Below are 13,703 nucleotides of genomic sequence, written 5' to 3' on the forward strand. Positions count from 1 at the left end.
GGAAACAACAAGCTGACGCCCTTTTACTTCGATGAAAGTGATTGCAGGAAATCCGGGTCAGGCCGTCAGCACAATTCCGCGAACCGAAGCTTGTCTCATTTATGACATCTCCGGCGGCGGAATGCACCTGCGGTTACTGCGAAAATCACATCCTCCTCCCGGCGTCGATAGTGGCGATGGTCATGCGGCAACGCAACGCGGGGCAGCCGAGGTTAAGGTTACGGCGGCTCGCCGGTTTGCATTCCCGCCCGGGAGGTATATCGTCAGGATGCAGGAAATTTTCTTTCTTTTATAGTCATTTACGGATTCACCGGGCAGCGCCGCGCCGATCCGGTTGCAGCCGAGGGCCGTCAAGCGCAGTCCCGGACGGGTGATGAGCCAGGTGATCAGCCATGAGTGCCGAAGCCCCCTCGCCTTCGCCAATGCCGCCGCGGCCGCGTCCCCCGGTCGCCAAGAGCAACCGCGCGCAGATCATCGTCTTCACCCTGCTGACGCTGTTCTTGAGCGCGATCACCGTGGTCGGCGGCCGGGTCTGGCTGCGCAATTCCGAGACGCTGGTGTTCGCGGTCGGCGATGCCAAGGGCCCGGAGGCCAAGTTCGCGGCACGTCTCGCCACCGTGCTGAAGACCAACTCGTCGCGGCTGCGGCTGAAGATCGCGCCGAACCCCGACAACGCCAAGGCGCTGGCGCAGTTCGATCGCCGCGACGCCGCGCTTGCCATCCTGCGCACCGATGCAAAGGTGCCGCCGCGCGCCCGCACGATTGCGATCCTCGAACATGACGTGGTGCTGGTGCTCAGCCCCGGCGGCAAGAAGATCAAGTCGCTCGCCGAGCTCAGGAAGAAGAAGATCGCGGTGGTCGGCGACGGCGAGAACAGCGTCAATTTCGTCCGCAGCGCGCTCGAGATTTCCGACAGCCCCGACGCAGCGCAGCGGGTGCAGCAGGCGCCGCCGAACACCCCGTTCGACAAACTGTTCGCTTCCGGCTTTTCCGCCGTGGTCGCGATCGAGCATGCCTCGAAGATCATAAAGGACAAGACCTACGAGCAATACGCCAAGCGCTCCGGCGGCTTCACGTTGAACGCGATCGACGCGGCCAAGGCGCTGGCGCGCAAATATCCGGCGATCTCGGAGGAGACGGTCTCGACCGGCATGCTGTCATCCTCGCCGGCGATCCCCGATGACGACGTCGACACCATCGGGCTGGAATGGCTGCTGGTCGCGCAATCCTGGATGTCCACGACGACGGCCGCCGAGCTCGCGCGCATCATCTATGAGAACAAGTCCGAGCTCGCGCTCGACGACGGCTTCGCCTCCAAGATCGAGCCGGCGGCGACCGACAAGGACGCCTTCATCGTCGCCCATCAGGGCGCCGCCGAATACATCAACGACGACACCAAGTCGTTCATGGATCGCTACAGCGACATGATGTATCTCGGCGCCGCCGCGCTCAGCATCATCGGCACGATCTTCGCCGCGATCTACACCAAGATCACCCGCGTCGCGCCGGAGAAGGCGAGCGAGCTGGCGGGCCGGATCCTCGACATCGGCGAGCGCGTCGAGCACACCACCTGCGCCGAGCATCTCGACGAATTGCAGGACGAGCTCGAGGCGATCCTGCGCGGCGCGGTGATCGGCTTGCGCGACGGCACCGTGTCCGGCGACGGGCTCGACACCTTCAAGCTTGGCTACGAGCTGGTCCGCGACGAGATCGCGCTGCGCCGCGATCATCTCAAGCGCCACCCGGCGGCACCGGATGAAAATATCGTGGTGGTGAAGGCCGCGAGCGGGTGAAGGTCGCGAGTTGTCGTTGTTATCGTCCCCGCGGTCGTGCCGCATACACCGCTGTCGTCTTGGCGAAAGCCAGGACCTATTGCCACCGCACTTGATGATGAACGGGATCGTGGCCCCAGCGTCGCGCAACAAGTGAGATTTGGGGTAATGGGTCCTGGCTTCCGCCAGGATGACACTGAGTGTGTTGCACGATCTGTGAGTCACACATCCGCATTCTCGCGACATGATCTGTCCGAGTCTTGCATCTCACTTCGCCACTCTGGAAGCAGAGGGCGCAGGGAAAGCCGGGTGCCGATCGCACCCATGGGCCCCGAGCGATGGTAGAAAGCTCGGGGGTAGGACCACAGGTGTAACCGGAGCAATCCGGCTTTCCCTGCGCGATGGGCTACGGCTTATACGTGCTCTCCCTGGCGAGACTGGGCTTGTTTGTCACCGCCTTCACAAAGCGCGTTCGCGTGTTGCGAGAGGACACCTGCCGCTAGGGCGTCAGGACCACACGACTTCACCGTCCGCATCACATGCGTTCGTCGCTCGCATGATCAGCGTCCACCGCATCTCACACCGCGTTCATGACGATCGCGACCCGCCCCTCGTATCGGGTGAGACGGGCAAACCATACACTGAGTTGTCATTCCGATAAACGGAAATATTTTTGCTGCGAGGGCTTGCGCCGTCGGGCAACTCAGTGGCAGGGGCGGATCGCCATCCGTTTCGGCGACGGACAGAGCTTGATCCGCGGTCTTCATTTTCAGCCTGAAAGCGACAGACGGGATCAAGGGTCGAGGTGGACATCACGCCATGGATCGTCGACCGGCGGGATTCGCGTTCGCATCTCGTGCCCCTGGCGAGGAACTTCTCCGCAAGCGTGAGGTTACAATTGCCTCATATGGAGGAGAAGAAAATGAACAAGTTGATTGCAGGATGCGTCGTTGCGGCTGGAATGATGACAGCGGCGCATGCCGCAGAGACCATGTCGGCCGCGCCCGCCGAGAGTTGGACCGTGACCAACTATTACAAGCAGTCGGTGTACGATCCGCAGCAAAACAAGATCGGTGACGTCGATGACGTGCTCGTCGACAAGTCCGGCAAGATCAACGGTCTGGTGATCGGCGTCGGCGGCTTTCTCGGTGCGGGAGAGAAGGACGTCATCGTTCCATTCACCGCCGTGAAGACGGCGAAGAAGGACAATAAATGGTGGCTGACCCTGAACGAGTCCAAGGACGGTTTGAAGTCCGCCCCGGGGTTCAAGTACGACAGGGCGAGCACGACCTGGGTCCCGGAAGGCAAATAGCCGATCGCGGCGCAAACAGCTGACGCCGCATTCGTGGTGGCGGTCACTCGAAAGCGGGGTCTCATCGAGACCCCGCGATCCCCACAGGTGCCACCAGGGCGCGCACCCTGCCCAACATCATTCTCTCAGGTCGAGATCCTTACAAAAAAAGCCCCGCGAGTGCGGGGCTTTTTGTTCACCACTTCTGGCGGCCATACCAGTTGTCGATCTCCTTCTGGGCCTGGTCCTTGGCGTAGCCATAGCGCTGCTGCAGACGGCCCTCGAGTTGGTCCTGCTTGCCGGCGATGACGTCGAGGTCATCATCGGTCAGCTTGCCCCACTGCTCCTTCACCTTCCCCTTCATCTGCTTCCAGTTTCCTTCAACCCGATTCCAATCCATCGTCAACCTCCATCATTTGGAGACCGATCAACCGAAGAGAGAGGCCATCGTTCCTAAGCTGCCCTGCGACGGATGGCCCCGTACATGACGCCTCCACAATCGTGCGAGAGCACGCAACGCAGTGGTGTAGATTCGCTGTGTTACCAAGTGCACTTAACGCTAGACAGGTCACGCAGTGGGACAGGCCGTGTTGACGCAGCTCGCGTCTCTACGACACGGAGGAAGAAGCGATGACGACGTGATTCCGGAAGGCGCCATCAGCCAAATAGGAACGTCGATCTCTACCGTGTGTTGGGGGCTCATCTGCACCATTCATTCGCAGCGGAGCCAACCATGGCCGAAAAAGACCTCAACGCTCTCTTCCTCGATACACTCAAGGACATCTATTACGCCGAGAAGCAGATCTACAAATCGCTGCCAAAAATGGCGAAGGCGGTCGCGTCCGACAAGCTCCGCGCCGCCTTCGAGAAACATCACGACGAGACCGAAGGCCAGATCGAACGCCTCGAGAAGATTTTCGAGCTGCTCGGCAAGCCGGCCCGAGGCAAGAAGTGCGATGCCATCGAAGGCATCCTCGACGAAGGCAAGGAAATCATGGAGGAATACGCGGACGCACCCGCGCTGGACGCCGGCCTGCTCGCTGCCGCCCAGGCGGTCGAGCACTATGAAATCTCGCGGTATGGCACGCTCAAAGCCTGGGCCGACAAGTTGAAGATGCCGGATGCCGTCAAACTGCTCGATCAGACCCTGAATGAGGAAAAGAAGACCGACGAGACGCTTACCTCCATTGCCGTCTCCGCGGTGAACGCCGAAGCGGCCTAAGGGGCAGTGTGATCCAGTTGAAGCTCGCGCACCCGATCGCCACCAACCGCGACAAAGCGCAGCGTAGAGGGGCGAGGGCCGGCTGGAGGGGGCGGCCCGGCTCATCGACCGCCATCGAGGTGCCGGGCGTCTCAATTGCCTGTTCCACCCGCGCCCGCCGAGGAGAGCGCCGTGCGCCTCGACAAATCGACCCGTCGATCACCCCGCCGCCACGTCCGTTGACATCCCGACGGCATCGAGCTGCCGTCCCTCATGATCCATGTGCAAATAGTTCGGGTTGAACAGGCCGGCGCGCATCAGCCGGTCGAGATCGGGGACAGCGAGCGTCTTTCCCTTGAGCACGATCAGGCCGTCGGCGCGCAGCTCCTGCAGCGTTCGGTTGACGTGGACCTTGGAGAGCCCGGTCGCGTCAGCAAGGTCGCCCTGGGTCAGCGGGAAGTCGCAGCTGTCGCCCTGGGTCAGGCCGGCGAGACGCAGGCGCAGCCAGATCTCGCAGAGCAGGTGAGCCATGCGCTCCAGCGCGGTGCGCTGGCCGAGGCTCATGGTCCATTCGCGCTGGATCGCGGCGTTGACCAGCGTCTCCCACCAGAACGCAGTGACGATGCGCGGATGCCCGGCCGCGACCTTGTCGAAGAAATCGCGGGAGAGGTCGGCGATCGACACCGCGGTGATGGTGCCGATCGAATGATCCATCTCACGCAGGATGAAGACGTTCACGTCGCAGATATCGCCGGGCAGGAAGAACGACACCACCTGGCGGCGGCCATCCTCGAGCTGCTTGTAGCGGCAGGCCCAGCCGGACAGGATCAAATGGACGTCCTTCGGCTTCTCGCCTTCTCGGACAATGTCGACGCGCGGACCGAAGTGACGGACGCGCTCGGTCGACGCGCGATTGAGAATAGCGTGGTCGACCGGCGAAAGCCGTACGAACTGCTCCAATTTCCGGACTAGCGACGCCAACGACATTGGTCTCCCCGGATGCTAAATCGGGTAACCGCCGCTCCGGCTTTCAATAACGTATGTTACATTGCACAGCTATTGCTGTATGTTCACTAGTGTACACACGCCGGAGGACGCGACGGCGACGTCCTCGGGCGCTGTACAAATCTGATGTCACTGGGGTGGCATCAGCAAAACGTGACGCCTGCAGGCCGATGTCCTTCAGACGAGCGGCACGCCGTAATAATCGTTGACCGCGCGTGTGGTGCCGTTATCGGCCCAATTCCAATCCCGCTCGCTGCCGTATTTCGGCGCACCGCGCAGCTGGCTCTCGGTCACGCCGGTGACATAGCCACCGAGCCGCGTGTCGTATTTGAGCGATTGCCACGGCAGCGGATAGTGGTCGTTGCCGAGACCAAGAATGCCGCCGAAGCCGAGCACGGCGTAGGACACCCGGCCGCTTGTCTTGTCAATCATGACGCGCTCGATCGAGCCGATTTTGCGTTCGTCTGATCCGTAGACCGCGGTGCCCTCGACCTTGTCGCTGCCGATGAGATTTCCGACCTCTTTTGCGTCTGTCGCCATGTCACATCTCCATTGATCTCTGGAGGCCAACGATGGACCGGGGTCATCGTTCCTGCCGCATTGCCGCAGTTGCTGCAGAGCGAAACGACGTTCAGCCTGTCGGGGGATCGCCGCTGTCGTCAGGCGTCATGCCCGAGCCCGGCGTCTTGCCGGCGTCATTCAGCTTCGGATCCCGCGTCGCTTCGCGTGTTCGCGACTTTCGGAGGTCGGTCTTCTGAGCGGTCTGCGCGCGCTCCTTGTCGGCCGGCTGCTCCTGACCCTTGTCGTCCTTGACGATACCGTGATTGGAATGTGCCATTGCCGATTTCCCTTGGCTGATACCCCTAAAGATGTGCGGGCCCCGACGATGAAATTCGCCGAGGCCCGTCACCGGAGTGGTCCACTGCCCCCGGGGTGAAGAGCAGTGAACGCACGGGTGTTACGCGTGCCGCCGGAGATCGTTCCTGCGAAGCAAAAGACGAATTCGATCCGCTGATGTCATGGGTTAACGACGGCTTCCGGGGAACATGCCAAGTATTCCCGGTTCCAGGCCGGAGGCGGCATGATCAAGAAGAAACGCAACAGGGCGCGTCCCCCCGGATCGTTCGAGGACCGCCTGCAAAAATTTGCCGAAGATGCACGCCTAGCGGCACGCAAGCTGCCGCCGGGGCGGGAACGCGAGACGCTGATGAAGAGAGCCAGACAGACCGAGACGGTGATGGAAGTCAGCGAGTGGCTGACGCTCCGCAAATAAGCCGCGCCGGACACCGGCCCACAGGGAGGGCTGCGATGATCGAGGAGAGATTTGACTCACATACACTCGCCATCATGAATTTTGCGCTCGACCGGGTTTGTGCAGAGGCGCGTCATGGCGAGGAACATGCCACCCGCAAATACGTTGCCAAATACATCATCAGGTGCGCCAGAAGCGGCAGAACGACGCTTTCCGAGCTCACTGAAGCCGGACAGCAGGCGCTGACCAAGGTCACCGCCGCGGCGGAATAGCCGGTCGCAGCAAAGCCGCGGGCAACGCTGCCAGCCTGGACCCGTCATCCCCGCGCAAAGGCTTCGCCTTTGTCGCTGGAGGCGCGAGCCTTGCGGTGCACTTGCACCGCTGGGCGAGCCTCGAAGGATGCACGGCCACAGTCGGGCCGTCGACCCTTCGAGGGCCGCTGAAGAAGCGGCCACCTCAGGGTGACGGTCTACGTTCTACACGTCATCACGAGCGAGAACGTCTGCGCCTCTTACAGCGCCGCCGCCGGCACCCGGGCGCGGATCTCCGCGATCTTGCGCTTCAGTGCGGCCTGCCGCGGATCGGGCATGATGGCGGCGCGGGCTTCCGCAATCGCGACGGCGAGATCGGGAAGCGCGAGCGCGCCGTCGAAGGTCGGCTTGGCGAGCCCGTCGATGATCGCGTGCCAGTCCGCAATGCCCTGGCGATAGGGATCGCCATAGCCCTGGATCATGGTCGCGGTCTGCACCACCGCCGATGCGGCAGCCGGTTGCTTGGTGAGGCTGCGGTCGATCATGTGCAGCCAGCGCTCGACCCAGACGCGCTCCTTGGCATAGCGCACCGAGAACAGCCGCCAGCGCTTCAGGCCAGCCTCGATCCTGAGCCGGCGCACGCTGAAGCGGTTGTTGGCGCTGAAGCGGATCGAGACCCTGCGGCGGCGCCAGCCGAAACGATCGAGCACGGCGAGGATCGGATCGGCAACCACAGCCGGCAAGGCGTCGATCAGCTCGTCGAGACGAAATCGCTTGACGTCGTCGGCCGAGCGCGCCGCAAGGCCGCCCGCCGCATTGACCTCGCCGAGCTTGAGCTGCGCAATCCGGATCGCGTCCTCATAGGCCATCCGCTCCGCCATCAGCCGCGCGATGTCGGCGAGCAGGGCATCGTCAACGCCGCGGCGTCCGACGAAGCGCTTGAGCCGGTCGATATAGAGCTGGGCATAGCTCGTGCTCTGATAGGCAATCAGGAGATGGATGGCCTCGGTGACCGCAGGCCCGAGATGATCCGGACAAGCCTCGGGCAGCACGGGCGGCCCCTCGTCCTCGTCGCCGATGATATCGGCGAAGAGATAGCGGAGCGAAGCCAGGAGACTGTCGTCATCCGGCACTGCGGCGCCTCCAGAACTGGTCACGGCGGGCTCATGCAGGTTTTGGCTCCGCAACCTGCGGCGTGGTGTGTTGCGCGAGCCGCTGCTCGAGCGTCGAGATATTCTGGAACAGGCGGGCGCTGAACAGCCGCAGGAGGTAGAAGCCGAACGCCGGGTTCTGGACGTAAAGCTGCTCGACCTGGTCATAGGTCACCGACAGCACCATGCCGCCTTCGACGCATTCCAGCGTCTGGGTCCGTGTGTTCGACGGCGACAGCATGCCGAACTCGCCGACGATGGCGCCGACCGGCAGCTCGATGCCCGATTCGACCAGGCGGAAGCGGCCGCTGACGATGTAGAACATGCTGTCGGCCTTCTCGTCCTTGTAGAACAGGACTTCGCCCGCCGTGCATTTGCGCTCCGTCGTGAACGGCTTCAGCCACTCCATCGACAGATCGCTGTTGACCGATTTCTTCACGTTGCGGACCAGCTGCAGCATCTGGTGCAGGCGGTAGGTGTTCACCGGCAGCAGCACGGAATGCAGGATCAGCACGGCGTAATTGTGGGTCGGGATCGCGGTCGCGATCAGGATGATGTTGGTCAGGATGGCGAACACGCGCAACGGGATCATGGTCCGCATCGACAGCGTGGCGACCACGAAGATCGATGCGAATAGACTGCCGGCGGCGCCGGCGTGTTCCGCGAGGTGTGAGGTGTCCATCGGAAACCAACCAATGCTCAAGAAGTGAATAGATCGTCTTATTAGTCGCTTCATTCCGGGGCGGGTCGTATCGGCCGCCAGCATCCCTGATATACGGTGAAAAAGCGACGATTTGTCCGATTTCTCACATTCGCGGGCGCAAAATCGGGGCAGGATGGTTAGGCCTTTTGGGCCATTCGTCCAACGAACGGCTGTCCTGCTGACTTGATGCGCGAATGGCCCGCGCGTTGACGGCCTCAAGGAGGACGGGCACGTTGTGACGCAGGCTCCGCCGCGCGCGGGTCCCGATTTCAACAGTTCGTCGACAGGCAACCTCCGTTCTGATGTCCAAGCGGCTCGTCCTTCCGGCTTTGACCGCCTTCGTTTCGGCCACCGCCGGCCGCAACATGACCACGGCGGCCTATGTCGCGGTCGCGACCGGCATCGCCATGATGACGCTGCTGACGGTGCAGCCGGCCTATGACGCCGCCCCGCACTGGATCGGGGCGCTGCTCTCGGCCTGCCTTGCCTATTTCGTGTTCGAATGGGTGGTGCGGCTGCGCCATATGCGACGGCAGGGCAAGCTCTGGTTCTACGCGCTGTCCAGCGCAGGCGTGGTCGATGCAATCGGCGCGCTGGCGGTGCCGCTCGCCTTGCTCTCCGGCCTGGAGCCGAAGACGGCATGGCTGTTCGGCGTGCTCTGGGTGCTCAAGGTGGTGCCGGGCATTCCCGGCCTGCGCCAGCTCCGGCGCGTGCTGGTGGTGGAGTCCGGCCCGCTGCTCAGCGTGCTCGTGATCTTCCTGATGGTGGTGTTCCTGGCTTCCGTCGCGGAATATTTGCTGGAGCGGGACGTCCAGCCGCAGACCTTCGGCAGCGTGCCGGCGGCATTGTGGTGGGCGGTGGTGACGCTCACCACGACAGGCTATGGCGATGTGGTGCCGATCACCCCGCTCGGCCGCGTGGTCGCCGCCATGGTGATGATCTCGGGCCTCGGCGTGTTCGGGCTGTGGACCGGTATCCTGGCGACCGGCTTTGCTGCGGAAACCCGGCGCGACAATTTTCTGAAGACCTGGGAGACCGTCAGCAAGGTGCCGTTCTTCGCGCATCTCGGCCCGGCCGCGATCGCCGACGTCACCCAGGTGCTGCGGACCATGGACCTGCCGCCGCGCACCATGATCATCCGCAAGGACACCAATGGCGACTGCATGTATTTCGTCGCTGCCGGCGAGGTCGAGGTCGACCTGCCCGGGCGCAAGGTCAAGCTCGGCGAAGGCGCGTTCTTCGGCGAGATGGCGCTGCTCGGCAACGCCAAGCGCGCCGCCAGCGTCGCCACCAGCAAGGTGACCCGCCTGTTGGTGCTTGACCTGGTTGATTTCCGCCTGTTGATGGCAAGGCATCCCGATCTCGCCGAGACCATCGACGCCGAGGCGAAGCGGCGCGAACGTGAGAACCAATAATGGAGACCAAGATGGCTGACGCGGCCGACACCGCCAGCGGACCCGTGCTCGAGATTGCGGGGGCGCGCGCCACCATCCGCCTCAACCGGCCGAAGCATCTTAACCGCCTGCAGGCCGAGGATCTCGGCGAGCTCTTGAAGCTGTTCGACCGGATCGAGGCCGATCCTGCGATCCGCGTGCTGGTCCTGACCGGAACCGGCCGAGCGTTCTCCGCCGGTTACGACCTCAACTCGGTGGCCGAGCGCGCGGTGAGCGCCAGCGAGCAGCAGAGCGCGGGCTCGGCGTTCGAGGTTGTGGTCAACCGTCTGGAAGATTTGAGCGTGCCGACGATCTGCCGGCTCAATGGCGGCGTCTATGGCGGCTCGACCGACCTCGCGCTCGCCTGCGACTTCCGGATCGGCGTCGATACCGCGGAGATGTTCATGCCGGCGGCGCGGCTCGGGCTGCACTACTACACCAGCGGCATCAAGCGCTACGTCACACGGCTCGGCGTCGACAACGCCAAGATGCTGTTCCTGTCCGCGCAAAAGATCACGGCGCCCGAGATGCTGCGGATCGGCTACCTCACCGCGATGGTGCCAATCGACCTGCTCGACGAGGAGGTCGACAAGCTTGCAAATGTTTTGGCCGGCAATGCGCCCAAGGCGATGGCCGGCATGAAGCGCGCGGTCAACGAATTCGCCCGCGGCGAGCTCGATGCAGCCGCAGCCGACGCCCGCCACCGCGACAGCATGCGCGGCGACGAGATCAAGGAAGGCATCCAGGCATTCGCCGAGAAGCGGGCGCCGAAGTTTTAGCGCAGCGCTTCAAATCAATAGTACCGTCACCCTGAGGAGCGCGCTCTTGCGCGCGTCTCGAAGGGTCGACGGCCCAACTGTGGCCGTGCATCCTTCGAGACGCGCTACGCGCTCCTCAGGATGACGGCTTAGCAGCGACGCGCGACGCTTCACCCTCCCCTTACGCCCGCTTCGACCGCATCGCGCGGACTTGCGCGATCTCCGGATCGCCGGCGAGCGCCTGGTAGCGCTTGCTGTCGACGGCGTAGATCGCGATGCGGCCTTCGGTATCGGCGTGGACGCCCCAGCCGAAGCGCTTGCCGAGCGGCGAGGCGCGCATGCAGGCCTGGCCGCGCGAGAAGAACGCCTCGCGGGCGAGGCTGCGCGCCTGCTTCGCCACCTTGCTGTTCGCAGCCTTGGCATCGAGCGCGCGGCCGGCCGCCGACGTGGCGAACACCACGTCGTCGGATGTGTATTGGTACGGCGCGCCGGATATCATCCGGTATTGCAGCACGGCGACGGTCGGCTGGCCGCCGCGCGGCTGCGGCTCCTCACCGCTCCGCGCCGGACAATCCTCCGCCACGCGGATGAAGGTGTCGAAGCAGTTGGTGCTGTGCAGTGGGCTGTGCGGCATCTTTTGCAGTGTCCTGGCCATCACAACGCTCGTATCACACTCCGGCGGCCACAGCATGCTGCGCCGCCATCTCGTCGTCGGCTTCCGATATCCGTACAAGCGCCGGGCGCGCGGTGATGCGCTCGGCATAGCGGACGAACACGTCCCGTTTCGGCACGATACCGAACATCATGGTCCAGCTGAGCGCGATGCCCCAGAGGATATCGGCCGCCGTGATCTGCTCGCCGAGCAGATAGGGCCCTTTCGCGAGCTGCGCCTCCAGTGCGCCCAGCATGGTGTCGTAATCGGCGTAGGGCGACTGGGTGATCGGCGCCGGCTCGCGCTTCATGAAATGGTCGATCACGGCCGGCTCGAACGAGGCGCCGTAATAAGCGATCCAGCGCAGATACGGGCCGCGGCGTGGGTCGTTGAGCGCGGGCGTCAGGCCGGCCTGCGGAAACAGATCGGCGAGATAGATGAAGATCGCGACCTGCTCGGTGACCAGCGCGCCACCATGGCGAATCGCCGGCACCTTGCCGAGCGGATTGATGGCGAGATAGGCGTCCTTGCGCTGCTCGCCCGCCTTCATGTTGAGGACATGCAAATCATAGGGCGCACCGAGTTCCTCGAGCAGCACGCGCGTGCCGGTGGCGCGGCTTTGCGGCGAGTAATACAGCGTGACGCGGTCGGTCGTGGTTGTCGCGGTGGTCATGGGCAGTCTCCTTGCGCCGTCGGGCGGCATGGCCTCCTTATGTCCGCCTATACCTGACATCTTGTGTCAGGTATGATATGGCCATGCGCGCAAGCCGGCTGTTTTCCATCCTCACCACCCTGCAGGCGCGGGGACAGGTCACCGCGCCCGAGCTCGCCGAGGCCTGCGAGGTCTCGGTGCGCACGATCTACCGCGACATCGACGCGCTCTCGGCCGCCGGGGTGCCCGTCTATGCCGACCGTGGCGCGGAGGGCGGCTATCGCCTGCTCGATGGTTATCGCGTGCGGCTGAACGGGCTGTCGCAGGGCGAGGCCGAGGCGCTGTTCATGGCCGGCCTGCCCGGCCCCGCCGCGGCGCTCGGCCTTGATGCCGCGATGGTCGGGGCGCAGACCAAGCTGATGGCGGCGCTGCCGGAAAATTTGCGGCCGAACGCGCGAGGGATGCAGCAGCGCTTCCATCTCGACGCGCCGGGCTGGTTCGGCGAAACCGAGGAGCCGAAACACCTTCGCGCCATTGCAGCCGCCGTGCTGCGCGAGAACCTGATCGAAATCCGCTACCAGAGCTGGAAGGCCGAGAAGCGGCGGCGGGTGGCGCCGCTCGGGCTCGTGCTGAAGGGCGGCAGCTGGTATCTCGCCGGCCTCGTCGACGGCAGTGTACGCACCTACCGCGTCGCGCGCGTGCTGGATTGTGAGACGCTTGAGACGCCATTCGCGCGGCCGGCGGATTTCGACCTCGCCGCCTATTGGCGCGCCTCGATCGAACGGCTTGAGGCCGAGCTGCATCCGAACCAGGCCACGGTGCGGCTGTCGCCGTTGGGGCTGAAACTGTTCGATGCGCTGGCGCACCCCTACGTGAAGGCGCGGATGCGGCTTGCCGAAGGCAGCGAGGCCGACGGCTCGCGGGTCGCCACCATGCCGGTCGGCAAGACGGTGTGGCACGCCGCGACCGAGCTGCTGCGGCTCGGCGCCGAGGTCGAGGTGATCGCGCCCGCGGAGTTGCGCGAGAAGATGGCCGAGCTGACGGGCGCGATGGCCGCGCGCTATGCCGAGACGCCGGCGCGCCGCGCAGCCCGGCGCTAGTAACGGCTGTCGGAGCTGATCACGAAGCGGTCGAGAAAATTGACCGGCAGGATCTCGAACCGGTCCAGCGTCAGCGTAATCCCGGTCACGAAGTCGATGCCCTTGATCGTGCCGTAGAGGTCGATGCGCCGGCCGCGACGCAGGCCGCGCGTTTCAGGATGTTGCTCGATATCGATATGGGCATAGATCGGATTGTCGAGCCGCGATTGCCGGTGCCAGCCGCGCTGCAGGAAGCTGAACTGCAGCACCGAGCCCGCACCCCAGTCGATCGCGTCGAAGAAGCGGGTCTCCCAGGCGACCGGCTGGCCCAGATAATGCGCGGCGATGAACGCGTCGCGTTCGAGCGCGGGGAGACGGTGCAGCTGCCTGTTGATCCTGCCCGCCGTGAGCGAGGCGTCGTTCGCCATTGTTCTTGTTGTCGCTTTTTTTCTTGTCGTTTCTTGTTTGGTCGCTCTTGCCGCTTTTGTCTTTGCCCTGGGCGG

At 63.9% G+C, this 13,703-nt stretch carries 17 protein-coding genes; 8 read left to right on the forward strand and 9 right to left on the reverse strand.

All coding sequences use genetic code 11. From position 1 onward, the window contains the following. Positions 1 to 392: 392 nt before the first annotated feature. A complete protein-coding gene (locus tag G6P99_RS45085; protein WP_029077931.1) occupies positions 393 to 1,793 on the forward strand; it encodes a TAXI family TRAP transporter solute-binding subunit in 1,401 nt (466 codons plus the stop codon). A gap of 901 nt (positions 1,794 to 2,694) precedes the next feature. Continuing rightward, positions 2,695 to 3,084, forward strand: coding sequence for a PRC-barrel domain-containing protein (locus G6P99_RS45090; protein ID WP_029077932.1), 390 nt, complete (start codon positions 2,695 to 2,697; stop codon positions 3,082 to 3,084). 175 nt (positions 3,085 to 3,259) lie between these two features. Here G6P99_RS45090 and G6P99_RS45095 read toward each other — a convergent pair whose 3' ends face one another. Further along, positions 3,260 to 3,463 (reverse strand): CsbD family protein, encoded by a 204-nt coding sequence (locus G6P99_RS45095; protein ID WP_029077933.1) that lies wholly within the window; start codon positions 3,461 to 3,463, stop codon positions 3,260 to 3,262. 333 nt (positions 3,464 to 3,796) lie between these two features. Here G6P99_RS45095 and G6P99_RS45100 point away from each other — a divergent pair, with 333 nt between their 5' ends. Continuing rightward, a complete protein-coding gene (locus G6P99_RS45100; protein WP_029077934.1) occupies positions 3,797 to 4,285 on the forward strand; it encodes a ferritin-like domain-containing protein in 489 nt (162 codons plus the stop codon). A gap of 198 nt (positions 4,286 to 4,483) precedes the next feature. Here G6P99_RS45100 and G6P99_RS45105 read toward each other — a convergent pair whose 3' ends face one another. From G6P99_RS45105 to G6P99_RS45115, 3 genes are all read right to left on the reverse strand, one after another. Continuing rightward, entirely contained in the window at positions 4,484 to 5,245 is a 762-nt protein-coding gene (locus G6P99_RS45105) for a Crp/Fnr family transcriptional regulator (protein WP_029077935.1), read from the reverse strand. A gap of 201 nt (positions 5,246 to 5,446) precedes the next feature. Further along, positions 5,447 to 5,809 (reverse strand): PRC-barrel domain-containing protein, encoded by a 363-nt coding sequence (locus G6P99_RS45110; protein ID WP_029077936.1) that lies wholly within the window; start codon positions 5,807 to 5,809, stop codon positions 5,447 to 5,449. A gap of 91 nt (positions 5,810 to 5,900) precedes the next feature. Beyond that, on the reverse strand, positions 5,901 to 6,107 hold the full coding sequence (locus G6P99_RS45115; RefSeq protein WP_165126769.1) for a hypothetical protein: 207 nt from the start codon (positions 6,105 to 6,107) through the stop codon (positions 5,901 to 5,903). 243 nt (positions 6,108 to 6,350) lie between these two features. Here G6P99_RS45115 and G6P99_RS45120 point away from each other — a divergent pair, with 243 nt between their 5' ends. Continuing rightward, the gene (locus G6P99_RS45120; protein ID WP_029077938.1) at positions 6,351 to 6,542 is read left to right on the forward strand and encodes a hypothetical protein; all 192 of its coding nucleotides are present in this window, start codon (positions 6,351 to 6,353) and stop codon (positions 6,540 to 6,542) included. 35 nt (positions 6,543 to 6,577) lie between these two features. Continuing rightward, the gene (locus G6P99_RS45125) at positions 6,578 to 6,793 is read left to right on the forward strand and encodes a hypothetical protein (protein ID WP_029077939.1); all 216 of its coding nucleotides are present in this window, start codon (positions 6,578 to 6,580) and stop codon (positions 6,791 to 6,793) included. 239 nt (positions 6,794 to 7,032) lie between these two features. Here the strand turns inward: G6P99_RS45125 and G6P99_RS45130 are convergent, their stop codons facing one another. Continuing rightward, positions 7,033 to 7,905: a DUF6537 domain-containing protein gene (locus tag G6P99_RS45130; protein WP_029077940.1), complete on the reverse strand. Its 873-nt coding sequence runs from the start codon at positions 7,903 to 7,905 to the stop codon at positions 7,033 to 7,035. Between the two features lie 31 nt (positions 7,906 to 7,936). Further along, on the reverse strand, positions 7,937 to 8,605 hold the full coding sequence (locus tag G6P99_RS45135) for a Crp/Fnr family transcriptional regulator (RefSeq protein ID WP_029077941.1): 669 nt from the start codon (positions 8,603 to 8,605) through the stop codon (positions 7,937 to 7,939). 323 nt (positions 8,606 to 8,928) lie between these two features. On the opposite strand from G6P99_RS45135, the gene G6P99_RS45140 reads away from it, so the two are divergent. Both G6P99_RS45140 and G6P99_RS45145 read left to right on the forward strand, forming a co-directional pair. Further along, positions 8,929 to 10,041 (forward strand): cyclic nucleotide-gated ion channel, encoded by a 1,113-nt coding sequence (locus G6P99_RS45140; RefSeq protein ID WP_029077942.1) that lies wholly within the window; start codon positions 8,929 to 8,931, stop codon positions 10,039 to 10,041. Positions 10,042 to 10,052: 11 nt separating this feature from the next. Then, positions 10,053 to 10,838, forward strand: a complete 786-nt coding sequence (locus G6P99_RS45145) for an enoyl-CoA hydratase/isomerase family protein (RefSeq protein ID WP_165126772.1) — start codon at positions 10,053 to 10,055, stop codon at positions 10,836 to 10,838. A gap of 160 nt (positions 10,839 to 10,998) precedes the next feature. Here G6P99_RS45145 and G6P99_RS45150 read toward each other — a convergent pair whose 3' ends face one another. Both G6P99_RS45150 and G6P99_RS45155 read right to left on the reverse strand, forming a co-directional pair. Then, positions 10,999 to 11,472, reverse strand: a complete 474-nt coding sequence (locus G6P99_RS45150) for a DUF6157 family protein (RefSeq protein WP_245284492.1) — start codon at positions 11,470 to 11,472, stop codon at positions 10,999 to 11,001. Between the two features lie 13 nt (positions 11,473 to 11,485). Then, positions 11,486 to 12,142, reverse strand: a complete 657-nt coding sequence (locus G6P99_RS45155; RefSeq protein ID WP_035975854.1) for a glutathione S-transferase family protein — start codon at positions 12,140 to 12,142, stop codon at positions 11,486 to 11,488. Between the two features lie 83 nt (positions 12,143 to 12,225). On the opposite strand from G6P99_RS45155, the gene G6P99_RS45160 reads away from it, so the two are divergent. After that, a complete protein-coding gene (locus G6P99_RS45160) occupies positions 12,226 to 13,221 on the forward strand; it encodes a helix-turn-helix transcriptional regulator (RefSeq protein WP_029077945.1) in 996 nt (331 codons plus the stop codon). Here the strand turns inward: G6P99_RS45160 and G6P99_RS45165 are convergent. After that, entirely contained in the window at positions 13,218 to 13,628 is a 411-nt protein-coding gene (locus tag G6P99_RS45165; RefSeq protein WP_029077946.1) for a hypothetical protein, read from the reverse strand. The genes G6P99_RS45160 and G6P99_RS45165 overlap by 4 nt on opposite strands. Between the last annotated feature and the right edge of the window lie 75 nt (positions 13,629 to 13,703).

Origin of the sequence: Bradyrhizobium sp. 6(2017) (assembly GCF_011058295.2) — a bacterium.
Classification (GTDB): domain Bacteria; phylum Pseudomonadota; class Alphaproteobacteria; order Rhizobiales; family Xanthobacteraceae; genus Bradyrhizobium; species Bradyrhizobium septentrionale.